This window comes from Stenotrophomonas hibiscicola ATCC 19867 (assembly GCF_000382065.1).
Lineage (GTDB): Bacteria > Pseudomonadota > Gammaproteobacteria > Xanthomonadales > Xanthomonadaceae > Stenotrophomonas > Stenotrophomonas hibiscicola.
Window position 1 is genome coordinate 305,145 of record NZ_KB907501.1, and the last position, 23,813, is coordinate 328,957.

At 67.2% G+C, this 23,813-nt stretch carries 18 protein-coding genes and 1 riboswitch; of the genes, 10 read left to right on the plus strand and 8 right to left on the minus strand.

Features of this window, described 5'->3' with window-relative positions; genetic code table 11:
* Nucleotides 1-75: 75 nt before the first annotated feature.
* Nucleotides 76-1,521 carry an adenosylhomocysteinase gene (gene ahcY, locus G370_RS0113545; protein WP_019661087.1) on the minus strand — a complete coding sequence of 482 codons (1,446 nt, stop codon included), beginning with the start codon at nt 1,519-1,521 and terminating at the stop codon, nt 76-78.
* Between the two features lie 36 nt (nt 1,522-1,557).
* A riboswitch (S-adenosyl-L-homocysteine riboswitch) is annotated at nt 1,558-1,641 on the minus strand.
* Between the two features lie 119 nt (nt 1,642-1,760).
* On the opposite strand from ahcY, the gene G370_RS0113550 reads away from it, so the two are divergent.
* Nucleotides 1,761-4,277 (plus strand): S9 family peptidase, encoded by a 2,517-nt coding sequence (locus tag G370_RS0113550; protein ID WP_019661088.1) that lies wholly within the window; start codon nt 1,761-1,763, stop codon nt 4,275-4,277.
* A 237-nt stretch (nt 4,278-4,514) separates the two neighbouring features.
* Nucleotides 4,515-7,226 (plus strand): phosphoenolpyruvate carboxylase, encoded by a 2,712-nt coding sequence (gene ppc, locus G370_RS0113555; protein ID WP_019661089.1) that lies wholly within the window; start codon nt 4,515-4,517, stop codon nt 7,224-7,226.
* Nucleotides 7,227-7,293: 67 nt separating this feature from the next.
* Here ppc and G370_RS0113560 read toward each other — a convergent pair whose 3' ends face one another.
* Entirely contained in the window at nt 7,294-7,800 is a 507-nt protein-coding gene (locus G370_RS0113560) for an acyl-CoA thioesterase (RefSeq protein WP_019661090.1), read from the minus strand.
* Between the two features lie 140 nt (nt 7,801-7,940).
* Nucleotides 7,941-9,152 carry a methionine adenosyltransferase gene (gene metK, locus G370_RS0113565; RefSeq protein WP_005408103.1) on the minus strand — a complete coding sequence of 404 codons (1,212 nt, stop codon included), beginning with the start codon at nt 9,150-9,152 and terminating at the stop codon, nt 7,941-7,943.
* 327 nt (nt 9,153-9,479) lie between these two features.
* Here metK and olsF point away from each other — a divergent pair, with 327 nt between their 5' ends.
* The 3 genes from olsF to G370_RS0113580 all read left to right on the plus strand — a co-directional run bounded on the left by olsF (nt 9,480) and on the right by G370_RS0113580 (nt 13,183).
* Nucleotides 9,480-11,195 carry a bifunctional ornithine lipid synthase OlsF gene (gene olsF / locus G370_RS0113570; RefSeq protein ID WP_019661091.1) on the plus strand — a complete coding sequence of 572 codons (1,716 nt, stop codon included), beginning with the start codon at nt 9,480-9,482 and terminating at the stop codon, nt 11,193-11,195.
* Nucleotides 11,192-11,992 carry a UDP-2,3-diacylglucosamine diphosphatase gene (locus tag G370_RS0113575; protein ID WP_019661092.1) on the plus strand — a complete coding sequence of 267 codons (801 nt, stop codon included), beginning with the start codon at nt 11,192-11,194 and terminating at the stop codon, nt 11,990-11,992. Before olsF ends, G370_RS0113575 begins: the two co-directional genes overlap by 4 nt.
* Nucleotides 11,993-12,115: 123 nt before the next feature.
* The gene (locus tag G370_RS0113580) at nt 12,116-13,183 is read left to right on the plus strand and encodes a metal-dependent hydrolase (RefSeq protein ID WP_019661093.1); all 1,068 of its coding nucleotides are present in this window, start codon (nt 12,116-12,118) and stop codon (nt 13,181-13,183) included.
* Nucleotides 13,184-13,240: 57 nt separating this feature from the next.
* On the opposite strand, the gene G370_RS0113585 is transcribed toward G370_RS0113580, so the two are convergent.
* The 5 genes from G370_RS0113585 to G370_RS0113605 form a co-directional block, all read right to left on the minus strand.
* Entirely contained in the window at nt 13,241-14,068 is an 828-nt protein-coding gene (locus G370_RS0113585; RefSeq protein ID WP_019661094.1) for a class I SAM-dependent methyltransferase, read from the minus strand.
* 63 nt (nt 14,069-14,131) lie between these two features.
* Nucleotides 14,132-15,127: a tRNA dihydrouridine synthase DusB gene (gene dusB / locus G370_RS0113590; protein ID WP_026347142.1), complete on the minus strand. Its 996-nt coding sequence runs from the start codon at nt 15,125-15,127 to the stop codon at nt 14,132-14,134.
* A gap of 147 nt (nt 15,128-15,274) precedes the next feature.
* A complete protein-coding gene (locus tag G370_RS0113595) occupies nt 15,275-15,706 on the minus strand; it encodes a hypothetical protein (protein WP_019661096.1) in 432 nt (143 codons plus the stop codon).
* Between the two features lie 150 nt (nt 15,707-15,856).
* Nucleotides 15,857-16,822 (minus strand): ribokinase, encoded by a 966-nt coding sequence (locus G370_RS0113600; RefSeq protein WP_019661097.1) that lies wholly within the window; start codon nt 16,820-16,822, stop codon nt 15,857-15,859.
* Nucleotides 16,823-16,847: 25 nt separating this feature from the next.
* Nucleotides 16,848-18,146 (minus strand): NupC/NupG family nucleoside CNT transporter, encoded by a 1,299-nt coding sequence (locus tag G370_RS0113605; protein ID WP_019661098.1) that lies wholly within the window; start codon nt 18,144-18,146, stop codon nt 16,848-16,850.
* Between the two features lie 193 nt (nt 18,147-18,339).
* On the opposite strand from G370_RS0113605, the gene G370_RS0113610 reads away from it, so the two are divergent.
* From G370_RS0113610 to G370_RS0113630, 5 genes are all read left to right on the plus strand, one after another.
* Nucleotides 18,340-19,311: an aldo/keto reductase gene (locus tag G370_RS0113610; protein WP_026347143.1), complete on the plus strand. Its 972-nt coding sequence runs from the start codon at nt 18,340-18,342 to the stop codon at nt 19,309-19,311.
* A gap of 247 nt (nt 19,312-19,558) precedes the next feature.
* Nucleotides 19,559-19,753: a hemin uptake protein HemP gene (gene hemP, locus G370_RS0113615; RefSeq protein ID WP_005412278.1), complete on the plus strand. Its 195-nt coding sequence runs from the start codon at nt 19,559-19,561 to the stop codon at nt 19,751-19,753.
* Nucleotides 19,754-19,906: 153 nt separating this feature from the next.
* On the plus strand, nt 19,907-22,150 hold the full coding sequence (locus G370_RS0113620; protein WP_281162052.1) for a TonB-dependent hemoglobin/transferrin/lactoferrin family receptor: 2,244 nt from the start codon (nt 19,907-19,909) through the stop codon (nt 22,148-22,150).
* Between the two features lie 4 nt (nt 22,151-22,154).
* Nucleotides 22,155-22,754, plus strand: a complete 600-nt coding sequence (locus G370_RS0113625) for a ChuX/HutX family heme-like substrate-binding protein (protein ID WP_019661101.1) — start codon at nt 22,155-22,157, stop codon at nt 22,752-22,754.
* 73 nt (nt 22,755-22,827) lie between these two features.
* The gene (locus tag G370_RS0113630; protein ID WP_019661102.1) at nt 22,828-23,754 is read left to right on the plus strand and encodes a DUF6607 family protein; all 927 of its coding nucleotides are present in this window, start codon (nt 22,828-22,830) and stop codon (nt 23,752-23,754) included.
* The last annotated feature ends 59 nt before the right edge of the window (nt 23,755-23,813 follow it).

The following is a 23,813-nucleotide window of genomic DNA, read 5'->3' on the forward strand; positions in this document are numbered from 1 at the left end:
GAACGGGCGCCCGAAGGCGCCCGTCCGTGTCGCATGCACCGGTAGTGCCGGCCGCTGTCCGGCACCCTGCAGGCATCAGTAGCGATAGTGGTCCGGCTTGAACGGGCCTTCCACCGGCACGCCGATGTAGTCGGCCTGTTCCTGGGTCAGGGTGGTGAGCTTCACGCCGATCTTTTCCAGGTGCAGGCGCGCCACTTCCTCGTCCAGCTTCTTCGGCAGCAGGTACACCTTCTTCTCGTAGCTGTCCTTGTTCGCCCACAGGTCGATCTGTGCCAGGGTCTGGTTGGCGAAGCTGTTGGACATCACGAAGCTCGGGTGGCCGGTGGCGCAGCCCAGGTTCACCAGGCGGCCTTCGGCCAGCAGGAAGATCGCGTTGCCGTTCGGGAAGATGTACTTGTCCACCTGCGGCTTGATGTTGACGTGCTTGATGCCCGGGTAGGACACCAGTGCGTCGACCTGGATCTCGTTGTCGAAGTGGCCGATGTTGCAGACGATGGCCTGGTCCTTCATCGCGCTCAGGTGCTCGATGCGGATGATGTCGCGGTTGCCGGTGGTGGTGACGTACAGGTCGGCACGGCCCAGGGTCGATTCGATGGTGTTGACTTCATAGCCTTCCATCGCCGCCTGCAGGGCGCAGATCGGGTCGATCTCGGTGACGATCACGCGCGCACCGTAGGCACGCAGCGAGGCCGCGCAGCCCTTGCCGACGTCGCCGTAGCCGCAGACCACGGCCACCTTGCCGGCCAGCATCACGTCCATCGCGCGCTTCAGGCCGTCGGCCAGCGACTCGCGGCAGCCGTACAGGTTGTCGAACTTGCTCTTGGTGACCGAGTCGTTGACGTTGATCGCCGGGATCAGCAGGGTGCCGGCCTGGGCCAGCTGGTACAGGCGATGCACGCCGGTGGTGGTCTCCTCGGAGACACCCTTCCAGTCCTTGACCACGCGGCCCCAGTAACCGGGGCGCTCCTTGGCCACGCGCTTGAGCAGGTTCTTGATGACCTGTTCTTCGTGCGAGGCGGAGGCGGTGTTGACCCAGTCGCTGCCGTTTTCCAGCTCGTAGCCCTTGTGGATCAGCAGGGTCACGTCACCGCCGTCGTCCACCACCAGCTCCGGGCCGGTCAGGGTGCCATCGGCCAGGGTGAAGGTCAGCGCGTCCAGGGTGCAGTCCCAGTACTCTTCCAGGGTCTCGCCCTTCCAGGCAAACACCGGGGTGCCGGTGGCGGCAATGGCGGCGGCCGCGTGGTCCTGGGTCGAGAAGATGTTGCACGAGGCCCAGCGCACGTCGGCGCCGATGTCCTTCAGGGTCTCGATCAGCACCGCGGTCTGGATGGTCATGTGCAGCGACCCGGTCACGCGCACGCCCTTCAGCGGCAGCTCGGCCTGGTACTTGCGGCGGATCGACATCAGGCCCGGCATTTCGTGCTCGGCGATGTCCAGTTCCTTGCGGCCCCAGTCGGCCAGCGTGATATCGCGGATCTTGTAGTCACCTTCGGTGGAGAAGGTCTTGGCAACAGCGTTCATTCGTGTGCTCCGGTTGTGGACGAGCGGTTGCTCGAATCTAGCCGGGCGCCGTTGTTACAAAGCCACCTTACCGAGCCTGGCCGGGCCTCGTGGGATCCGGTCGCAGCGCCCCTCGGCAGGGGAGAACCCCATTATATCGCGGCCCCGGCATGACATCGGCATGACCCAACCATCGGCAGATGGGGCCGCTCGCACGGCCTGTTAAGGTCGGTGTTTTCACGCATCACACAGGTGGAACGATGAGCATGCACGCGCGCCGCACACGGCGCTGGACCGGCCTGGTCCTGTCGATGGGGCTGCTGGCGGTGGCCCCGCTGGCCTGGGCGGCCGCCTCGCAGCCAGCTCCGGCGCAGGCGCAGGGCGTCAATGGCTACGAACTGCCATCGGCCGCACTGCAGGCAGTGGTCGACGCCCCGCGCGCGCCGTCGCTGTTCCTGTCGCCGCGCCGCGACGTGGCCGCGATGATGCAGATGCCGTCGCTGCCTTCGATCCAGGTGGTGGCGCAGCCGGAACTGAAGCTGGCTGGCCTGCGCATCAACCCTCGCACGTTCTCCGACAGCCGCTTCAGCTTCGGCGAGAAGCTGTGGCTGATGAACGTGGCCGACGGCAAGGAGCGGCAGATCAGCGGCCTGCCGGCCAAGCTGTCGATCGCCAGTGTGATGTGGTCGCCGGACCAGAAGTGGCTGGCCTTCAACCAGGTCGACGCTGCCAGTGGCGCCAATGAACTGTGGCTGGTGGACGTGGCCGGCGGCAGTGCCCGTCGCCTGGTTGCCGGCCTGAACACGGTGATCGGCAGCGGCTACCAGTGGCTGCCGGACAGCCGCGGCCTGGTGGTGTTCACCCGCCCGGCCAACCTCGGTGCGGCCCCGCCCGCCGATGGCATTCCGACCGGCCCGGCCGTGCAGCAGACCAGCCAGGGCGGCGGCGTGGTGTCGATCCGTACCTACCAGGACCTGCTGAAGAACGAGGCCGACGCACGCCAGTTCGACTACTACGCCACTACCCAGCCAATGGAAGTCGGCCTGGATGGCAGCACCCGCGCGATCGGCGCGGCCGGCATCTTCATGGGCTTCTCGGTGTCGCCGGATGGCCGCCTCGTGCTGCGCCAGCCGGTGCAGCGCCCGTACTCCTACGTGGTGCCGGTGAGCAGTTTCCCGCGCCGCATCGAAGTGATCGACCGTGCCAGCGGCAAGCTGGTGCACACCGTCGCCGTTCGCCCGCTGGTGGAAGGGCTGCCGACCGGCAACGATGCCGAAGTGACCGGCGTGCGCGACATCAGCTGGCGCGGTGATGCCGACGCCACCCTGGTCTGGGCCGAAGCGCAGGACGGCGGCGACCCGAACAGGGACGCCAAGGTGCGCGATGCGGTGCTGATGCAGGCCGCGCCGTTCGACAAACCGCCGGTCACCCTGGCCCAGCTTGGCAGCCGCCTGGCCGGCATCAGCTGGGGCCGCGGTGACCTGGCCCTGCTGACCGAATCGTGGTGGAAGACCCGCAGGACCAAGACCTGGCTGATCGCCCCGGACAACGCCGGTGCCGAGCCGCGCCTGCTGTGGGATCGTGACGCGCAGGACCGCTATTCCGATCCGGGCCGGCCGCTGCTGGCCAGTGACGAGCGGGGTCGTTCGCTGCTGCAGACCAGCCCCGATGGCAGCAGCCTGTACCTGGCCGGTGCCGGTGCTTCGCCGGAAGGCGACCGTCCGTTCGTGGACCGCTTCGACATCGCCACGGGCAAGGCAACGCGCCTGTTCCACTCGCAGGCGCCGAGCTATTCGCTGCCGGTGGCGTTGCTGGACGACCAGGCCAGCTCGCTGCTGCTGAGCCGCGAGAGCCCGGATGAGCCGGCCAACTTCTACGTGCAGTCGCTGGCCGATGCCGGTGCTGCACCGCGCGCGCTGACCCATTTCGCGCACCCGCTGCCGCAGTTGAAGGGCGTGCAGAAGGAGCAGATCCGCTACAAGCGCAAGGATGGGGTCGACCTGACCGCGACCCTGCTGCTGCCGCCGGGCTACGACCCCAAGCGGGACGGCCCGCGGCCGCTGCTGATGTGGGCCTACCCGGGTGAGTTCAAGAGCGCGGCTGCGGCCAGCCAGGTGACCGATTCGCCGTACCGCTTCAACGCGGTCAGCTACTGGGGCCCGCAGGCGTTCCTGGCCAAGGGCTATGTGGTGCTGGCCAGCCCGTCGATGCCGATCATCGGTGAGGGCGCCAAGGAGCCGAACGACACCTACATCGAACAGCTGGTGGCCAACGCGCAGGCAGCGGTGGATGAGGTGGTGCGCCGTGGCGTGACCGATCGCGATCACATCGCCATCGGCGGCCATTCCTACGGTGCGTTCATGACCGCCAACCTGCTGGCACACACCCGCCTGTTCAAGGCCGGCATCGCCCGCAGCGGCGCCTACAACCGCACGCTCACCCCGTTCGGCTTCCAGGCCGAGGAACGCAACTACTGGCAGGCACAGGAGGTCTACCAGAAGATGGCGCCTTTCAACTACGCCGACAGGATCAAGGATCCGATCCTCTTCATCCACGGCGTGGACGACAACAACTCCGGCACCTTCCCGATCCAGAGCGAGCGCATGTTCGCCGCGGTGAAGGGCCTGGGTGGCACCGCGCGGCTGGTGATGCTGCCCAACGAATCGCATGCCTACCGCGCACGCGAATCGATCATGACCATGCTGGCCGAGAGCGAGCGCTGGCTGGAGCAGACCATTGGCCCGGCCGAGCAGGGCAAGGCGAAGAAGAAGCGCTGATACGTGCATGAGGGTGGCCGCTGCAACAGCGGCCGCCTGTGCGGCTGCGCCGCCGCCCGAGCATGGGCTCGGGCGCTACACGGTGTCACGCGCCATGACGCTTGTAGAGCCGAGCCCATGCTCGGCTGCGTCCGCCATGGATACGTGCAGATGAAACCATTTTTGCATCGCAGCACGCTGCCCGTTCTGGTTTAGGCTTGGGGTCTGGATCCGTTGACCGAGGCCTGTGCGTCGCCGATGAACGAGTACCGCAGCAGCATCGAGTTTGCTTCTCCCGATCTTCCGCTTCGCGATGACGTGCGCCGGCTCGGCGCGCTGGTCGGCGACCTGCTGGTTGAACAGGTCTCCGCCGCGTTTCTCGACGATGTCGAGGACGTGCGCACCCGCGCCATCGCCCGTCGCGAGAACCAGGCGGCGTTGTCCGAGCTTGCCGATGGCCTGGCCGGACGCACGCCGCAGCAGGCCGAGACCATGGTGCGGGCGTTCAGCACCTATTTCCAGGTGGTCAACATTGCCGAGCGCGTGCATCGCATCCGCCGCCGCCGTGACTACCAGCGTGCCGGTACCGCAGGGGCGCAGCCCGATGGCCTGCAGGATGCGCTGCAGCACCTGAAGGCGCAGGGCGTGACGCTGGACGAGCTGGCGCAATGGCTGCCGCGCATCGACATCGAACCGGTGTTTACCGCGCACCCGACCGAAGCGGTGCGCCGCGCGCTGCTGGAGAAAGAGCAGCTGATGGTGGCCAGCCTGGTCGACAACCTTGATGGCCAGCGCACGCCGGGGGAAGCGGCCGCCGATGCCGCGCGCTTCCGCATGGCGCTGACCGCTTCGTGGCAGACCACCGATTCCTCGCCGGTGCGGCCCACCGTGGACGACGAGCGCGAGCACGTCGGCTTTTATCTGGTACAGGTGCTGTACCGGGTGATCCCGGTGCTGTACGAATCGCTGCAGCAGGCGCTGCGCGATACCTTCGGCGAAGAACTGCCCCTGCCGCGCCTGCTGCGCTTCGGCACCTGGGTGGGCGGCGACATGGACGGCAACCCGAACGTGGATGCCACCACCATCCGCAACACGCTGGATGCACAGCGGCGGGCAGTGCTGGGGCGCTACCAGAAGGAACTGCTGCAGCTGGCCAGCCTGCTCAGCCAGTCTACCGAGCGGGTGGGTGTGAGTGATGCGTTGCAGGCACGCGTGGCGCAGTATCAGCAGCTGCTGCCGCAGGTGCAGTCGCGCCCGCGCCATGCCGACATGCCGTACCGCCTGCTCAACGACCGCATGCGCGCACGCCTGCAGGCCACGCTGGATGATGGCAGCGGCGCCTACGCCGGCCCCGCCGAACTGATCGACGATCTGCAGCTGATTCTCGACAGCCTGCGCGCCAATCGCGGCGAACATGCCGGCGGCTTTGCCGTGCAGCGTCTGCTGTGGCGGGTGAAGACGTTCGGCTTCCATCTGGCGCGGCTGGATGTGCGCCAGGAATCGAGCGTGCATGCGCGTGCGCTGGCCACGGTGCTGGGCAGTGACGTAGCGTGGGACGATCTCGGTGCCGTGGGGCGTGCGCGCCTGCTGGCGCCGCATGCGAGTGGTGACACGCCGTTGCCGAAGGGCGACGACGAAGGCAACCAGCGGCTGGATGCGGTGTTTGCCGCGCTGGCTGATGCACGCGCACGCCATGGCGGCGATGCACTGGGCAGTTACATCATTTCGATGGCGCACGACCGCAGCGACGTGCTGGCGGTACTGGCGCTGGCGCGGCGCGGTGGCCTGGTCGACGCCGATGACACGGTGCCGCTGGACATCGCGCCGCTGTTTGAAACCGTGGATGACCTCAAGCGCGGCACCGCCACGCTGCGCGACCTGCTGGACGACCCGGTGTACCGCACCCATCTGCGCGCGCGCGGCGACGTGCAGATGGTGATGCTCGGCTACTCGGACAGCAGCAAGGACGGTGGCATCGCCGCCTCGCGCTGGGGCCTGCAGCGCGCGCAGGTGGAACTGCTGGAGGTGGCGGCCGAGGCGGGCATCCGCCTGACCTTCTTCCATGGCCGTGGCGGCTCGATCAGCCGTGGCGGTGGGAAGACCACGCACGCGGTGGATGCTTCACCGCGCGGCAGCATCGATGGCCGCCTGCGGGTGACCGAGCAGGGCGAAGTGATCCATCGCAAATATGGCATCCGCGCGCTGGCCCTGCGCTCGCTGGAACAGGCCACCGGTGCGGTGCTGCGCGCCAGCCTGCGCCCGCGTGCCGCCGAGCCGCGCGAGGATGCGTGGCGGCCGGTGATGGACGCGGTGTCATCGGCCAGCAGCGAGGTGTATCGCGCCTTCGTTGGCCAGGCCGGCTTCATGGACTACTTCCGTACCGCCACACCCATCGACGTGATCGAGCGGATGACGCTGGGCTCGCGTCCTTCGCGCCGGCTCGGCCAGGATGCGGCACTGGGCAACCTGCGTGCGATTCCCTGGGTGTTTGCCTGGAGCCAGGCGCGTGCCGTCATTCCCGGCTGGTACGGCGTGGGCAGCGGCCTGCAGGCGGCGGTGGACGCTGGCCATGAAGAGACCCTGCGCGAAATGGCGCGTGACTGGCCGTTCTTCCGCACCTTCCTGGACGACATCGCGATGGTGCTGTCCAAGGGTGATATCACCATCGCCGAGCAGTTCTCGCTGTTGTCTGGCGACCTGCACGGGCGCTTCTTCCCGCAGGTACAGCGCGAACTGGAACTTACCCGGCACTGGCTGCTGGCGCTGATGGACCAGAAGACGCTGCTGGACCATGATGCGCGGCTGGCGCTGTCGATCCGCCTGCGCAATCCCTACGTCGATCCGATCAGCGTGCTGCAGGTGGATCTGCTGCAGCGCTGGCGGGCCAGCGGGCGCGAGGATGACGAGCTGCTGCGCGCGCTGGTGGCGTGCGTGAACGGCGTTTCGCAGGGGGTGCAGAACACGGGTTGATGCGTATCCGCCGGGCATGGCCCGGCGCTACCTGCCTCGGTGGGTGCGGGGCGTGCCCCGCACGCCCTCACTCCTCCGGCGACGGAGGATTCGATGCCAGCAGTTCCAGGTGGCGCTGTTCCATTTCCTGGCGCAGTTGGCGGCGGATCAGCGCTGCGGCCTGGCGGCGCTTCTCGTCCGAGGTGACCGGCTGCAATGTTGGCACCGGCGTCGGCCGGCCTTCCTCATCCACGGCCACCATCGTGAAGAAACAGCTGTTGGCGTGGCGCACGCTGCGCTTGAGGATGTCTTCGGCCACCACCTTGATGCCGATCTCCATCGACGAGGTGCCGGTATGGTTCACCGAGGCCAGGAAGGTGACCAGCTCGCCCACCGCGATGGGCTGGCGGAACATCACCTGGTCCACCGACAGGGTGACCACATAGCTGCCGGCGTAGCGGCTGGCACAGGCGTAGGCCACCTGATCAAGCAGGCGCAGGATGGCGCCACCGTGGACCTTGCCGGAGAAATTGGCCATGTCCGGCGACATCAGCACGGTCATGGACAGCTGGTGGGTTTTCAGTTCGGTCGACATGGACCGATTGTATCGGCGTGGCGTAGCTCTTGTAGAGCCGAGCCCATGCTCGGCTGCTCTTGTCGCAAGAAAAAGAAAGCCGAGCATGGGCTCGGCTCTACAGAACGCAGAAGGGCCGCGTGAGCGGCCCTTCGTGTTTCTTACTTCAGCTTCGCATCGGCGCGCAGGGCGGCGGCGCGGTCGGTCTTCTCCCAGGAGAAGGCCGTGGCGTTGACGGTCTCGCCTTCGCCGTTGAGGTAGCTGAACTCCTTCGGCTTGCGGCCGAAGTGGCCGTAGGCCGCAGTCTGCTGGTACATCGGGTGGATCAGGTCCAGCATCTTGATGATGCCGTACGGGCGCAGGTCGAAGTGCTTGCGGATCAGCTTCTCGATCTTGTCATCGCTGATCTTGCCGGTGCCGAAGGTGGTGACCGAGATCGAGGTCGGCTCGGCCACGCCGATGGCGTAGGAGACCTGCACTTCGCAGCGGTCGGCCAGGCCGGCAGCAACCACGTTCTTGGCGACGTAGCGGGCCGCGTAGGCAGCCGAACGGTCGACCTTGGACGGGTCCTTGCCGGAGAACGCGCCACCACCGTGACGGGCCCAGCCGCCGTAGGTGTCGACGATGATCTTGCGGCCGGTCAGGCCACAGTCGCCCACCGGGCCGCCGATCTCGAACTTGCCGGTCGGGTTGATGTGGAACTTGGTACCCTTGTGCAGCCACTTGGCCGGCAGCACCGGCTTGATGATTTCTTCGCGGACGGCCTCGATGAGGTCCTTCTGCTTGATGCCCGGGGCGTGCTGGGTCGACAGGACCACGGCGTCGATGGCCGAGACCACGCCGTTTTCATAGCGCAGGGTGACCTGGCTCTTGGCGTCCGGGCGCAGCCACGACAGCGGCGAGTTCTTCTTCTTGCGGATCTTGGCCTGCTGCTCGACCAGGCGGTGCGACAGGTGGATCGCGGCCGGCATGTAGCTGTCGGTCTCGTTGGTGGCATAGCCGAACATCAGGCCCTGGTCGCCAGCGCCCATTTCTTCCGGCTTCTTGCGGTCCACGCCCTGGGCGATGTGCGGCGACTGCTTGCCGATCAGGTTCAGCACGCCGCAGGTGGCGCCGTCGAAGCCGACGTCGGAGCTGTCGTAGCCGATGTCCGTGATGACCTTGCGGGTCAGCGCTTCCAGGTCGATCCAGGCGCTGGTGGTGATTTCACCGGCCACGATGGCAACGCCGGTCTTGACCATGGTCTCGCAGGCCACGCGGGCACGCTGGTCCTGGGTCAGGATCGCGTCCAGCACCGCATCGGAGATCTGGTCGGCAACCTTGTCCGGATGGCCTTCAGAGACCGACTCGGAGGTGAAGAGATAGCTGGACATCAGGCGTAATATCCCTTGATTCGGATGGAAAGATGGGCGCGCATGATACACGGGGTGCGCCGCCTGTGCATTGTGAACCGGTACCGGTTGCCGGTGGTTAAGCCCGCGTAGGCCTGGCAAGGGCCGTCGTGACGGGATTGGGGCCCGGCCTCGAGGCCCAGTGTTCCACCAGCGTGACGACGGACGGGGCTGTCCAACCCCGGACCACGCAGGCCGCGACCCTGCCGGGCCGGCCGTCATCGTTCTGCCCCGAAACCGCCATCTGGCTGCCGCCTGCCGGGCGCAGGCTGTCGGCCAATCCGGCCGCCGGGCATGAGTGGATCCGCCATGCAGGAACTCGAACAGCGTCTCCAGCAACGCTTCCCCGATTGGTTCCATGGCCGTCGTGGCCAGCTGGCACGGCCGCTGCTGCGCAGCGTCGGTCGCTGGTCGCGGTTGGACCAGATCGAGGCCTTCCTGAAGCGCAGTGCAGGGTTGCGCGGATTCGGCTTCGTCGCCGCCGCCCTGGAATTCGTCGATGGCCAGTACCAGGTGGATCCGGCCGCGCTGGCGAAGATCCCGGCCACCGGCCGCCTGCTGATTGTTGCCAATCATCCGTCCGGGGCGCTGGACGCGCTGGCGCTGCTGGACGCGGTCGGCCGCATCCGCCGTGACGTGCGGATCGTGGCGAACGATCTGTTGGGGGCTATCGCGCCACTGCAGGATCTGCTGTTGCCGGTGCGCATCCTTGGCGGCAAGGCCCAGCGCGGCAGTCTGCACGCGGTGGAGGAGGCGCTGGCCGCCGAGCAGTGCGTGATCGTGTTCCCGGCCGGCGAGGTCTCGCGCCTCTCGCTGCGAGGCATCCGCGATGGTCGCTGGCAGCGCGGGTTCGTGCGCTTTGCCCGCGCCGCCGGGGCGCCGGTGCTGCCAGTGCGGGTGGAAGCGCGCAACTCAGCGCTGTTCTACGGCGCATCAACCCTGTTCAAGCCGGCCGGCACCGCGCTGCTGGCACGCGAGATGTTCACCCGTCGTGGCCGCCCGCTGCGGCTGAGCATCGGCGAGCCGATGCGGCTGGGCGATGGCGGTGACCCGGGCGCACAGCTGCTGGCGGTACGCCGCGCGCTGTATGCGCTGGGCCGCAATGGCGCGGCCGGCAATGCCGCTGCCTGCGCAGGCCCTGAGCCGCTGGCCGCCCCGGTGCCCCCTTCGCAGGTCGCTGCAGGGATTGCCGCAGCGACCCAGCTGGGCCAGACCGCCGATGGCAAGCAGATTCTGCTGGCCACCTGTACTGCCGATTCGCCGCTGCTGCTGGAGCTGGGCCGCCTGCGCGAACTGACCTTCCGCCAGGTGGGCGAGGGCACCGGGCGCAGCCGTGACCTCGACAACTACGACCCGCAGTACGAGCACATCGTGATCTGGGACGCCGCCGCGCAGCGCATCGCCGGCGCGTACCGGATCATGCGCGGCGCCCACGCACTGGCCCGGCACGGCCTGTCCGGGCTCTACAGCGCGTCGCTGTTCCGCTATTCCGACGATGCCATCACCCACATCGCCGAGGGCCTGGAACTGGGCCGCAGCTTCGTGGTGCCCGACTACTGGGGCAGCCGCAGCCTGGACTATCTGTGGCAGGGCATCGGCGCCTACCTGCAGTGCCGGCCGGGCATCCGCTACCTGTTCGGCGCCGTGTCGATCAGCGCGGCGCTACCGCGTGAAGCGCGCGAGCAGCTGGTGGCGTACTACCAGCGCTATTACAGCGGTACCGCTGGCCTGGCCGAATCGAACCGCCCGTTCCAGTACTTCGCCGCACCGCCCAGTTTCGGTGAGCTGGATGCAGGCGCCGCGTTCGAGGTGCTCAAGGCCAACCTGGCTGCGCTCGGTACCGGCGTACCCACGCTGTACCGCCAGTACACCGATCTGTGTGAACCCGGTGGTGCCCGCTTCCTCGCCTTCGGTGTCGACCCGGACTTCAGCGATTCGATCGACGGCCTGATCGAAGTGGACCTGTGTGCGATCCGGCCGAACAAGCGCAAACGCTACCTGCGCGACGCGGGGACGCCGGCATGAGCGCGCTGGCGAACCTGTCGCCGCACCGGCGCGCAGTGTTCGTCTCCGATGTGCATCTGGGTTCACGTCATTGCCATGCCACCGAGCTGGCACGGTTCCTCTTGCAGCTGCGTTGCGAACGGTTGTACCTGGTCGGCGACATCATCGACCTGTGGTGGATGGCGCATCGCCGGGCCAATTGGCGGCAGTCACACAGCGAAGTCATCCAGGCCCTGCATGCATTGCGCCGTGCGGGTACCGAGATCATCTACATCCCCGGCAACCACGATGCCTCGCTGCGCCAGGTCTGTGGGCTGATGCTGCCGGCGATGCAGGTGCGCCGCCGCGCCATCCACGTGACCGCCCATGGCCGCCGGCTGCTGGTCGCGCATGGGGACGAGTACGACGGCGTGACCCACTTCGGTGGCCTGCAGGAGAAATTCGGCGATTGGCTGTACTACCGCATCCTGACCGGCAACCAGGCGCTGAACGCGGTGCGGCGGCTGCTGGGCATGCGCTACTGGTCATTGTCTGAATTCCTGAAGAAGCGCAGCGGCGCCGCCGAACGCTACATCGAGCGCTTCGTGCAGGCCGGGCTGGACGATGTCCGCCGTCGCGGGCTGGATGGCATCGTCTGTGGCCACATCCACCGAGCTGCGTTGACTGAACGCGATGGCCTGGTCTACGCGAACGACGGCGACTGGGTGGAAAGCCTGACCGCGCTGGCCGAAGACCATGATGGCGCGCTGCGCCTGCTGGACCACAACGGCCAGACGCTGGCGGAGCTGCCGGGCGCACGCATGTCGCAGGCGGCGTAACCCGCCCGCGTCTGTACCCTTGTAGAGCCGAGCCCATGCTCGGCTGCCGTTACACGCAATGAAGAGCAGCCGAGCATGGGCTCGGCTCTACATGCACCGCCCGCAAGCCGCTAGCATCGGCCCATGGACTCCCTGACCCAGATCGTGCTCGGTGGCGCCGTCGCTGCTGCCATCGCCCCGCCTGGCCACCGCCGCGCGGCCCTGCTGGCCGGTGCCGCGCTTGGCACCCTGCCGGACCTCGACGCCCTGTGGCTCGGTTTCACCGCAGCCGATCCGGTGGCGAACATGATCGAGCACCGCAGTTTCAGTCATTCGCTGCTGGTGCTGCCCTGGGTGGCCGCATTGATCTGGTGGCTGTTCAAGCGCTTCGGCAATGGCCGCGTCGCGCAGTCACCGCTGCGCTGGTTCTGGGCGATCCAGCTGGCGCTGGTCACCCATCCGCTGTTGGATGCGTTCACCGTCTACGGTACCCAGCTGTGGTGGCCGTTGCGGCCACATCCGACCATGGGTTCCAGTGTCTTCATCATCGATCCTGGCTACACGGTATGGCTGCTGCTGGGCTGCGTGCTGGCCTGGTTTGGTCGCGCCCGGTCCTGGGTGGGCAAGGTGCTGGGCGTGGCGCTGCTGATCAGCAGTGGCTACCTGGGCTGGGGCCTGATCGCCAAGGCACAGGTCGACCGTGCCGCGCAGCAGAGCCTGTCCGCGATGGGCCTGGGCGATGCGCCGCGCTTCTCGGTGCCGATGCCGTTCAACACCCTGCTGTGGCGGGTGGTGGCGATGACGCCCAACGGCTACGTGGTGGGTGATCGCTCGCTGGTGGCCGACCACGGGCCGATGCGGTTCGAAGGCCATGCGTCCAACGTGCAGGCCTTGCGCGAAGCGGGGGGCATTCCGGCAGTGCGGCGCCTGCAGTGGTTCAACCGTGGCTTCATGCGTGCGCAGGTCGTGGACGGCCGGCTGGTGCTGAGCGACCTGCGCATGGGGCTGGAGCCGGACTACACCTTCAATTTCGTCGTGGCCGAGCAGGCCGACGGGCAGTGGCGGGCAATTGTTCCCGAGCAGGTGCGCGTGGACTACAGCAGTCCCGCCGCGCGTGCCGACGCCGGTCGCCGCCTGGCGGCGATGTGGCAGCGGATCTGGCAGGAGCCGGCGGCGGCGCCGGGCGCGGCCGACCACACCGCCGTGCATTGATCAGTGGATCCACGCATGGCGTGGCTCTGCGGCCTCGATCGGCAGCAGAACACCGGATCAATACACCGTGGCGCGGCCCTGGACGAACGAATAGAAGAACACCGCATTCGGGTCGTTCTGCACCAGGCGGAACTCGCGGCGCATGCCTTCCACGGTTTCCTCGTCCACCGAGCCGGCCTGCAGCAGCTGGTCGGCCGCCGACAGCAGCAGCTGCTCCCAGAACGCGATCATCGTCTTGCGGCGCGCCGGTTCACGGTTGTCCAGGTGGATGGTCTTGATCTCGGTGTGCACGTCGCGGAAGCCGCCGGCCAGGAGCAGGTTGCCCAGCTTGGCGCCGACGAACGGGTCGCCACCATGGTCGTACTGGAAATCGTTGAACGCCATCCAGTAGCGCCAGATGTGCGGCGAATACGGATCGAGCAGGAAAGAGGCGTTCATCACCTCGGTGATGTACACCGGCGAACCCGGTGCCAGCACGCGGCGCACTTCGCTGAGTACGCGCGCCGGTGACGGCACGTGTTCCAGCACCCAGCACAGGAACGCGGAGTCGAAGCTGCGGGCCTCGAACGGCAGCTCGCCGGCATCGGCCTGCTGCAGGGTGTAGCGGTCGCTGCACCATGGCGTACGCGCCAGGTTTTCGCGTGCGGTAGCCAGCTGCGCTTCGCTCAGGTCCACGCCGGTCACGTGCAGCTCGGGAAAGCGGCGCAGCAGGATCTCGGTCTGTGCACCAACGCCACTGCCGACTTCCAGCAGGCGCCGCGCGCCGCTGTAGTCGATCTGGCCGAAGATGCTCGATTCCAGCAGCCGGGCCTGGGTCATGAGGCGCTGCTGCTCGGTGCCGGAAAACCCGTGGAGGTAGGTGGGAGAGGAGATCGGCGGGGTCATGGAGGCGGGCTCTCGGAGTTCAATTCGGTCGAGCAGGCTCGACGTTGCGACGCGGCAGGGCGGTCAGGCGGCCGAAGGCAGCGCCGGTTCCCCGGCGATCAGGCGGTCGAAGTACTCGGTGGTCAGCGCGATCTGGCTCTGTGGGTCTTCGGCACGGTTGACCACGGCGCGGAAGGCGGCGTTCTCCGGCCGGTCCTTGGCATACCAGCCCAAGTGCTTGCGCGCGATGCGCACGCCCTGCGGCTCGCCATAGAACGCATGCAGCGCATGCAGGTGGCCGAGCAGGATGTCGCGCACTTCCGCCAACGACGGCGGTGGCAGTTCGTCGCCGGTGGCCAGGTAGTGCGCCACCTCGCGGAAGATCCACGGCCGGCCCTGTGCGGAGCGGCCGATCATCACCGCGTCCACGCCGGTTTCCTTCAGCACGTTGGCCGCCTTCTGCGGCGAATCGATATCGCCGTTGGCGATCACCGGAATGCGCAGTGCGGCCTTGATCTCGCCGATGGTGGCGTACTCGGCCTGGCCGGTGTAGTGCTGGTCGCGGGTGCGGCCGTGCACGGCCAGTGCAGCGATACCGCTGTCCTCGGCGATGCGCGCGATCAGCGGGCCATTGCGGTGGTCACAGTCCCAACCGGTGCGGATCTTCAGCGTGACCGGCACGTCCACCGCGTTGACCACGGCTTCGAGGATGCGCGCCACCAACTGCTCGTCGCGCATCAGCGCCGAGCCGGCCCAGGCATTGCACACCTTCTTGGCCGGGCAGCCCATGTTGATGTCGATGATCTGCGCGCCGTGGTCGACGTTGTAGCGCGCGGCCTCGGCCAGCTGCTGCGGCTCGGTCCCGGCGATCTGCACGCTGATCGGTGCCGGTTCGCCGTCATGGTCCATGCGGTGGATCGACTTGCGCGTGGTCCAGAAGCGCGGGTCGCTGATGGTCATTTCCGAGGCGGCCAGGCCCGCGCCCAGCCGTTTGCACAGCAGGCGGAAGGGTTTGTCGGTGACGCCGGCCATGGGCGCCAGCACGACGTTCGGAGCAATGGTGTACGGGCCGATCTGCATGCGCCCATTGTAGGGCGCCGACAGCGACGCGGCCGTATCGGCTGCGCCCCGGTTCAGGCCGATCGGCACCGACCTCATGCCGTACCGGCATCAGCAGATGCTTGACGGTTGCTTCCGCCGCCCCCAAGGGCGGGCGAAGGTGGGCGGCTACCCCAGGCGCTGCCAGGCCTGGCCGGCACCCAGCGCGAAGGCCAGCCCCAGGCTGAGGCAGACCAGTGAACTGACCACCCAGAAGCGCCGGCCGTTGTAGCCGGGCCGCAGCAGCGCCAGCCCGAACCCCATCGCCGCGCGCAGCAGCAACAGCAGGGCGATGCCCGACAGGACCAGACGACTGGCCGGCAGCGGCGAATGCCAGCCCGCAGCGGCCAGTGCGTACAGCGTCCAGGCCACCAGCACGGCCGTAATGCCGGCGGTCATCAGCGGCGGCCACCAGTGCCCCGCATGCGCCAGGCGGACCATGCGCGGGCCGGCACCGAAGTACCTGTACCAAGGAGCGCCAAAGGCGATGCAGCCGATATGCAGCAGCGCCGCAGCGGCACTGCCTGCGGCCGCGACCAGCAACCAGGGGAATCCGTCCATGTCCTGCCCGTGCAAGGAAGCTGCGCGGATCGTGAGCGAGGGGGCAGGATGTGGGCAATGCGACAGGCGGTCGCAGGGGCTGGGCAATGGGCGAAAGAAAGGCCCAGGTGCCTGTGCACCCGGGCCTTGTCATCCACGCGTGGCGTGGAATTACTTGGCTTCGGCGTCGGCCGGGGTGAAGCGCGGCATCGCCGCTGCAGCGCCTTCCTTCTCGGTCGAGCGACCGGCGAACTGGTTGGCAAAGCGCACGTGGCGGGCGAACGGTGCATCGGCCACCTGTGCCAGCGACGCAGCCAGCGCACCGTTGAAGGCATCACCGGCACCGGTGGTGTCGATGGCCTGCACCTGTTCGGCACCGACGCGGTAGTACGGCTGGGTGTCGCCGCGCAGGTTCTCGTCGGCGTGCGAGACGAACACGCCCACCGAACCCAGCGTCACCACCACGGTACCGTTGCCGACCAGCTTGCGGCACAGCGCGTGCAGGCTGGCGCCATCCAGCGCGGCGACGTCGTTGGCGTCCACGCGCTCACCGACATGGCGGCCGAGCAGGGCGGCGAACTCGGTCTCGTTCGGGGTGATCACATCGGCCAGCTTGAGCAGGCCGATGGTCGAGGGCGCGTCGGCCGGCGCGGTGTTGAGCACGGTGGTGACACCGGCCTCGCGGGCCGTGGCCAGCGCCGCTTCGATGGTCTGCACCGGCGATTCCAGCTGCACCAGCACCACCTTGGCACCGGCCAGCAGGGCCTGCTGCTGTTGCAGGAAATCGGTGCCCAGCGCGGCATTGGCGCCGGGGCCGATCACGATCGTGTTGCGGCCACGGGCATCGACGTAGATGCCGGCGGTGCCGGTCGGCTCGCTGCTGGCCTCGGCGATCAGCGCGAAGCCATCGTGCGCAGCCAGTTCGCGCGCAGTGGCGCCACCGGCGTCATCGCCCAACGCACACACGAAGTGGGTGTCCGCACCAGCGCGGCAGGCCGCCACGGCCTGGTTGAAGCCCTTGCCACCGGGGCCGGTGCTGTAGCGGCCGGCAATGGTCGCACCCGGTGCCGGCAGCGTTTCGCACCGCCACACGTGATCGACATTGAAGGAACCGACGACAACGACACTGCTGCTCATAGGAAATCTTTTCTCAACCAGGGGTTCAACTGAAGTGCGTCAGCACGCCGGCGATGGTCGCCGTCATGAAGGTGGCAATGGTACCGCCTAGCACCGCGCGCAGGCCGAACTTGGCCAGGTCGTGGCGGCGCTCCGGCGCCAGGCCACCGATACCGCCGATCTGGATCGCGATCGAGCTGAAGTTGGCGAAGCCGCACAGCGCGTAAGTGGCAATCAGGCGGCCTTCGGCGGACAGGCTCACGCCCGGGATCTGGCCGTTCACGATCTGCGACAGTTCGGTGTAGGCGACGAACTCGTTGATCACGACCTTCTGGCCGATCAGCGAGCCGACGGTGGTGGCGTCGGCCCACGGCGTGCCGATCACCCAGGCGATCGGGGCCAGCAGATAGCCGAAGATGGTCGACAGGTTGGTCGGCTTGCCGATGGCAGCGGCCAGGCCGGTCACTTCGCCCACCCAGGTCAGCGGCGCGTTCAGCAGCGCGATAAGGGCGATGAAGGCCAGCAGCATCGCGCCGATGTTCAGTGCCAGCTTCAGGCCGTCACCGGCGCCGGCAGCGGCGGCATCGATGATGTTGCTGGAGGTCTTTTCGACTTCCATCTTCACCGTGCCGCGGGTCAGCGGGGTGCCGGTTTCCGGAATCAGCAGCTTGGCCACGACCAGGGTGGCCGGGGCCGCCATGATGCTGGCCGCCAGCAGGTGCTTGGCGTAGAAAGCCTGCTGCGCCGGATCGCCGCCGCCCAGCATGCCCACGTAGGCCGCAAGCACGCCGCCGGCGATATGCGCCATGCCGCCGATCATCATGGTCAGCAGTTCGGACTGGGTCATCCTGGCGATGTACGGGCGAACGGTCAGCGGCGCCTCGGTCTGGCCGATGAAGACGCTGGCGCAGACGCTGGTGGTTTCCGCGCCGGACACGCGCATCACCTTGGTGATCGACCAGGCCATCACGCGCACGATCGCCTGCATGACGTTGAGGTGGTACATCACCCCCATCAGCGCCGAGAAGAAGATGATGGTCGGCAGCACCTGGAAGGCGAAGATGAAGCCGTAGTTCTTGGTGTCCATCAACGAGCCGAAGATGAAGCCCGAGCCCTCGTTGACGAAGCTGAGGATCTTGACGAAGCCCTTGCCCAGCGCATCGAACACGTCGCGCCCGCCCGGCACCAGGATCACCAGCGCCGCAAAGGCGATCTGCAGGGTGATACCGGTGGCAACCAGCTTCCAGTCAACTGCACGCTTGTTGTTGGAAAACAACCAGGTGATGCCGATCAGCACCGCCAACCCGAACAGGCCGAAGCCGATCCTGCCCAAACCTTCGACCATGTGAGTGACTCCCCTGGGGCGTCGCGAAAAACGGGAAGCCTAGTGCAGGGCAGGGGCCGGGGCAAGAAAAAGCAGCGTGCGCGCACCCAACGGTACCGATCGGGCCAGCAACGGCAAGGGCTTGCGGCCGGCGGCGGCAGGTAGAATGGAGTTCGATCCCGGCCCGGATGCGGGCCCGCAGCAGGAGATTCGCATGCAATACCGTCGCTTGGGCTCCACCGGCCTGCCGATTTCCGCCCTGTCCTTCGGCGCCTGGGTGACCTTCGGTGACCAGATCCCGCGCGACGAGGCCCGCAACCTGGTGGCGGCCGCCTGGGATCATGGCGTCAACTTCTTCGACAATGCCGAGGGCTATGCCGACGGCCGCGCCGAACAGGTGATGGGCGATGTGATCGCCGACCTGCGCCTGCCGCGCGACGGTTTCTGCGTCTCCAGCAAGGTGTTCTTCGGCAGCGCCAAGGACCCGCGGCCGACCCAGCGCGGCCTGTCGCGCAAGCATGTGACCGATGCCTGCCACGCCGCGCTCAAGCGCCTGCGGGTGGATTACCTGGACCTCTATTACTGCCACCGCCCGGATCCGGACGCACCGGTCGCCGAGACCGTGCATGCCATGGACACCCTGGTGCGGCAGGGCAAGATCCTCTACTGGGGGACCTCGGAGTGGTCGGCCGTGCAGATCCAGCAGGCGCTGGACATCGCGCAGGCGCGCAACCTGCAGGGCCCGTCGGTGGAGCAGCCGCAGTACAACCTGCTGCACCGCGAACGGGTCGAGGTCGAGTACGCGCCGCTGTATGCCGGCGCCGGACTGGGCACCACCATCTTCTCGCCGCTGGCCTCGGGCCTGCTCACCGGCAAGTACGACCAGGGCATTCCGGCCGATGCGCGGCTGGGCCGGGAAGGCATGCAGTGGTTGCAGGACCTGGTGCTGGGTGCCGACGCCGAAGCCCGCCTGGCCCAGGTGCGCCGCTTCAGCGAGGTGGCACGCGCGCTGGGCCAGGCCCCGGCCACGCTGGCCATCGCCTGGTGCCTGCGCAACCCGAACGTCTCCAGCGTGATCCTCGGCGCCAGCCGGGTCAGCCAGCTGCTGCAGAACCTGCAGGCACTGGACGTGCTGGAGCAGGTCGACGCCGCCGGCTGGGCCCAGGTCGAAGCCGTCTTCGCCTGACAGCCCTTTGCGGAGTCGAGCCATGCTCGACTCCGCGCGCAGCGCGGGCGTTTCCTGGCGACGGCGCCAAGAGCAGTCGAGCGTGGCTCGACTCTACAAAGGTGTCGCACTCAATCTTTTGATTGATGGTGTTTATCGAATTTCCGAATTCGATCATTAATCTCATCAATGAAATTGAGAATGGTTGTTGATTGTCAACTGAGAATCATTATCATTTAACTCGTCCCTCGCACGAGTCCAGATGCTCATGAATGCTCAACCTGTACTGCTGCGCCCCGAAACGCTGACCCTCCGCGATCGTCCGGTCCGTGTCGTTCCGCCGGAAGAGGTCATCGACAGCGAAGCCCTGCTCAAGGGCCGTCGTGAAATCCTGATCCAGCACGGCGACCGTTTCTATCGCCTGCGGCACACCAGCAACGACAAGCTGATCCTGACCAAGTAATCGCGGTCTGGTCGCCCGCCTCCCTCCCTCCTGCCGGCAGCGCCGACAGGGTGGGCGACCCGTCCGCTCCCGCTCTCTCCCCCTCGGTCTACCGCGTGCACCTTCCGGGTGCGCCGGTAACCGGGGGTTCCCCTGCCTGACCGAACGAACCCGATGACCCGCCATACCGCCCTTTGCCTTGCTGTCTGGATGGCGCTGCCGCTGTCCGCCCACGCTGCTGCCACTGCTGCCCCCGATGCGCGCGAATTCGATCGGGTGCAGGTCACCGCCACCCGCACCGAGCGGGCGCTGAGCGACGTGGCGGCCACCGTGGATGTCATCGACCGTGAGCAGATGGACCGGCACCTGGTGCAGGACATCAAGGATCTGGTGCGCTACGAGCCGGGCCTGTCGGTCACCCGCAGCGCGACCCGCTTCGGCCTGGATGGTTTCCGCATCCGTGGCCTGGACGGCAACCGCGTGCGCATCCAGACCGACGGCATCGTCATGCCGACCCGGTTCGACATCGGTTCGTTCGCCAGTTCCAACCGCAACTTCACCGACCTCGATACGCTCAAGCGCGTCGAGATCGTGCGTGGACCGGCCAGCCCGCTGTACGGCTCCGATGCACTCGGTGGCGTGGTCGCGTTCGTGACCAAAGACCCGGCCGACTATCTCAAGGACGGCAAGAACAGCTACTTCGGCCTGAAGTTCGGCTACGACGGTGAGTGGAAGGGCCTGCTCGGCGGTGCCACGGCCGCCTTCGGTGGCGACCACTGGAGCGGCCTGGTCAACGTCAACCACCACCAGGGCCAGGAAACGGACAACAAGGGCACGGTTCGCAGCGACAACGACACCCGCACCGCGTCCAATCCGCAGGATCGCGACGGCCGCAGCCTGCTCAGCAAACTGGTCTATGCACCCAGCGAGGACCAGCGCTTCCGCCTGACCGTGGAAGGCAACGAAGACACCACCGATACCAATGTGCTGTCGGCGATCGCCAGCGTTGCACCGCGCCCCGGCGCGATGGCTGCGGCCACTGGCATGAAGTCCCACGACACCCAGAAGCGCAACCGCGTCTCCTTCGCCCACGAGATGGATGCGCTGGACCAGCCGTTCGCCGACAGCTTGCATTGGCAGGTGTACGCGCAGAACAGCGAAACCCGGCAGCAGACCGACGAGACCCGCACCGACGGCACCCGTCGCCACCGCGTGTTCTCCTTCGACCAGCATGCCTATGGCCTGCAGGCGCAGTTCAACAAGGCGTTCGCCACCGGCAGCGTCGAGCACGCATTGACCTACGGTTTCGAAGGCACCCGTACCGAGATACGGCAGAAGCGCGACGGCTATCAGGTCAGTAAGGCTGGCGTGGTCAGCAACACGGTGCTGCCGGACACCTTCCCGGTGCGTGACTTCCCGATCAGCAAGACTACCGAGCTGGGCCTGTATGCACAGGATGAGATGCGCTTTGCCGATGGCAGGCTGTCGCTGGTGCCGGGCGTGCGCGTGGACCGCTACGAGCTGAAGCCGGAAGTGGACAGCATCTTCGCCGAAGACAACCCGACCACGGCCGTGGCGCAGCTGAAGAAGACCAGCGTGTCGCCGAAGCTGGGCATGGTCTGGCGCTTTACCGACGAATGGTCGCTGTTCGCCGGTTATGCGCGCGGCTTCCGTTCGCCGCCGTACAACGACGTCAACATCGGCCTGACCAACATCGCCTTCCGCTATACCGCCATCGCCAATCCGGATCTGAAGCCGGAAACCAGCGACGGTTACGAACTGGGCCTGCGCTTCATCGCGCCGGCGGCGTACGTCAGCGTCAGCGGCTACTACAACGACTACAAGGATTTCATCCAGTCCAACGTCGATACCGGTCGCAACGCGCAGGGTTTGACCGTGTTCCAGTCGCAGAACATCGCCGACGCGCGCATCTATGGCGCGGAAATGAAGGCCGGCATCGAGTTTGGCGAACTCAGCCCGGCGCTGAAGGGCTTGGCGCTGCGCAGTGCGTTGGCATGGTCGCGTGGTGACAACCGGACCGATGACGAACCGCTGGCCTCGGTCGATCCGCTGCGTGGCACGCTGGGCCTGATGTACGACACCGATACCTGGGGCGTCGAACTGGCCGGTACCTTCGTGCAGCGCAAGAAGCGCCTGCCGCCGCCTGCGGCGCAGACCAATCCGAACGCACCGGCGCCGTTCGTCTACCAGCCGGCCGGCTACGGCGTGCTGGACCTGATGGCGCACTGGAACTTCGCGCCGGGTGCCACCTTCAATGTCGGTGTGTTCAACTTGGCCGACAAGCGCTACATCGAATGGTCGTCGATCACCCCGAGCCTGATCACCGATCGCGCACTGAGCGATCGTTTCAGCAGCCCGGGCCGCACCTTCTCCGCCAGCCTTGCCGTTTCCTGGTGATCTCATGAGCCGAGCCTTGTCCGCACGCAGGAATGACTCCATCGCCGCGCCGAACAGCGCGGCCTGGCCGACCCCGGCACAGCTGGCCACGCTCGGCACCGTGTTGTGCCTGTACCACGCCGACGGCAACGAGCTGGGCGGCTGGCGCCAGGCCGTACGCGTACACGCCTGCCAGGGCGTGGACAGCGAGGGCCTGCGCGAAAGCCTGTGCTTCCTTGATGGCCGCGGCCGCTGCGTGTGGCGCCTGTACCTGCTGCCCGACAGCGATTTCCTGGCCTGGGACCGTCTGGTCGCGCCGCTGCCGCCGGGACCGGAACACGACAGCGAGGCGAGCGTTGGCGAACGCCTGTGGCGGCGCCTGGCCGGCCATCTTGGCGGCCAGCGCTGGCGCCTGTGCGCGCTGCGCCTGCATGCCGCCGACGACGGACGCACGCTGGCCGCCAGTCTGTCGACCCTGTCCTCGCTGGGCGCGGCCACCGCGCGCCGCATCGCACGCCTGGAAGGTGCTGAAGGCGAGCTGGTGATCGACGACTGCTGCTGTGCCGACGCCGCCCGGCGTCCGGCGCCCCAGATTCCCGGCGACCTGCCGCTGATCCGCCTGTGACCTTCTCCTGATGGAACGCCCGTTGGCCACGGATGGCCCCTCAATGAATCTGCAACCCCGAAGGAAGACCCCGATGAAGCTCCAGACAGCCAGCGCCATGCTGCTGCTCGCCGCCAGCGGCGTGGCCAGCGCGCAGCCCTCCGATATCGCCCGCGACCACGACAGCATCCTCGCCATGCAGGGTGAGTACACCGTGGACTTCGCCTTCGACGAGACCGTGCTGCTGAAGCCGGGCTACGAGCGTGCACCGGCGATGCGCAGCGGCGGCAGCGAAGTGGTCATCGTGGTCGAGGACACCCCGAAGCGCATCGTGCTGCAGCACCTGCTGCTGGATGAAAAGAGCGGCCACATCACCAAGCACTGGCGCCAGGACTGGGTGTACGAAGCACCGAACCGTTTCGAGTTCAGCGCCGACCAGACCTGGAAGGTGCGCAGTATTCCGTCGGCGGTGAACCAGGGCGCCTGGACCCAGTGCGTGTACGAAGTGAGCGACGCACCGCGCTACTGCGGCACCGGCACCTGGACCTACGCCAACAACGTGCCGAGCTGGACCAGCGATCTGAGCTGGCGCCCGCTGCCGCGCCGTGAGTACACCAAGCGCAGCGACTACAACGCGCTGGCCGTGGTCAACCGCCACACGCTCACGCCCAATGGCTGGACCCACGAGCAGTTCAACACCAAGGTGCAGCGCAACGCCGATGGCAGCCAGGTGGAGATCGCACGCGAGTTCGGCTTCAACGACTACGTGAAGACCACCGAGGTCGACTTCACCCCGGCGCGCAACTACTGGAAGGCCACCGCCGGTTACTGGGCCAAGGTGCGCCAGCGTTGGGATGGTTTCCTGACCCAGGCGCCGGGCGTGCACCTGAAGACCAGGATCGACGGCATGGCGATGATCATCCCGCTTTTCACCCAGGCCGAAGAGATCCAGTCCGGCAAGAAGGTGAAGGACACGCAGATTGACGACGTGTTCGCCAAGTACGTGGAAAAGGCCCAGTAGAGCCACGCCATGCGTGGATGTGCTTGTTCCTTGAACACTGGCAACGCCGTCATGTGCAC

Bases quoted from the DNA above. Each gene is read 5' to 3' on its own strand.
- ahcY (WP_019661087.1), bottom strand. From the start codon at position 1,521: ATGAACGCTGTTGCCAAGACCTTCTCCACCGAAGGTGACTACAAGATC.
- G370_RS0113550 (WP_019661088.1), top strand. From the start codon at position 1,761: ATGAGCATGCACGCGCGCCGCACACGGCGCTGGACCGGCCTGGTCCTG.
- ppc (WP_019661089.1), top strand. From the start codon at position 4,515: ATGAACGAGTACCGCAGCAGCATCGAGTTTGCTTCTCCCGATCTTCCG.
- G370_RS0113560 (WP_019661090.1), bottom strand. From the start codon at position 7,800: ATGTCGACCGAACTGAAAACCCACCAGCTGTCCATGACCGTGCTGATG.
- metK (WP_005408103.1), bottom strand. From the start codon at position 9,152: ATGTCCAGCTATCTCTTCACCTCCGAGTCGGTCTCTGAAGGCCATCCG.
- olsF (WP_019661091.1), top strand. From the start codon at position 9,480: ATGCAGGAACTCGAACAGCGTCTCCAGCAACGCTTCCCCGATTGGTTC.
- G370_RS0113575 (WP_019661092.1), top strand. From the start codon at position 11,192: ATGAGCGCGCTGGCGAACCTGTCGCCGCACCGGCGCGCAGTGTTCGTC.
- G370_RS0113580 (WP_019661093.1), top strand. From the start codon at position 12,116: ATGGACTCCCTGACCCAGATCGTGCTCGGTGGCGCCGTCGCTGCTGCC.
- G370_RS0113585 (WP_019661094.1), bottom strand. From the start codon at position 14,068: ATGACCCCGCCGATCTCCTCTCCCACCTACCTCCACGGGTTTTCCGGC.
- dusB (WP_026347142.1), bottom strand. From the start codon at position 15,127: ATGCAGATCGGCCCGTACACCATTGCTCCGAACGTCGTGCTGGCGCCC.
- G370_RS0113595 (WP_019661096.1), bottom strand. From the start codon at position 15,706: ATGGACGGATTCCCCTGGTTGCTGGTCGCGGCCGCAGGCAGTGCCGCT.
- G370_RS0113600 (WP_019661097.1), bottom strand. From the start codon at position 16,822: ATGAGCAGCAGTGTCGTTGTCGTCGGTTCCTTCAATGTCGATCACGTG.
- G370_RS0113605 (WP_019661098.1), bottom strand. From the start codon at position 18,146: ATGGTCGAAGGTTTGGGCAGGATCGGCTTCGGCCTGTTCGGGTTGGCG.
- G370_RS0113610 (WP_026347143.1), top strand. From the start codon at position 18,340: ATGCAATACCGTCGCTTGGGCTCCACCGGCCTGCCGATTTCCGCCCTG.
- hemP (WP_005412278.1), top strand. From the start codon at position 19,559: ATGAATGCTCAACCTGTACTGCTGCGCCCCGAAACGCTGACCCTCCGC.
- G370_RS0113620 (WP_281162052.1), top strand. From the start codon at position 19,907: ATGACCCGCCATACCGCCCTTTGCCTTGCTGTCTGGATGGCGCTGCCG.
- G370_RS0113625 (WP_019661101.1), top strand. From the start codon at position 22,155: ATGAGCCGAGCCTTGTCCGCACGCAGGAATGACTCCATCGCCGCGCCG.
- G370_RS0113630 (WP_019661102.1), top strand. From the start codon at position 22,828: ATGAAGCTCCAGACAGCCAGCGCCATGCTGCTGCTCGCCGCCAGCGGC.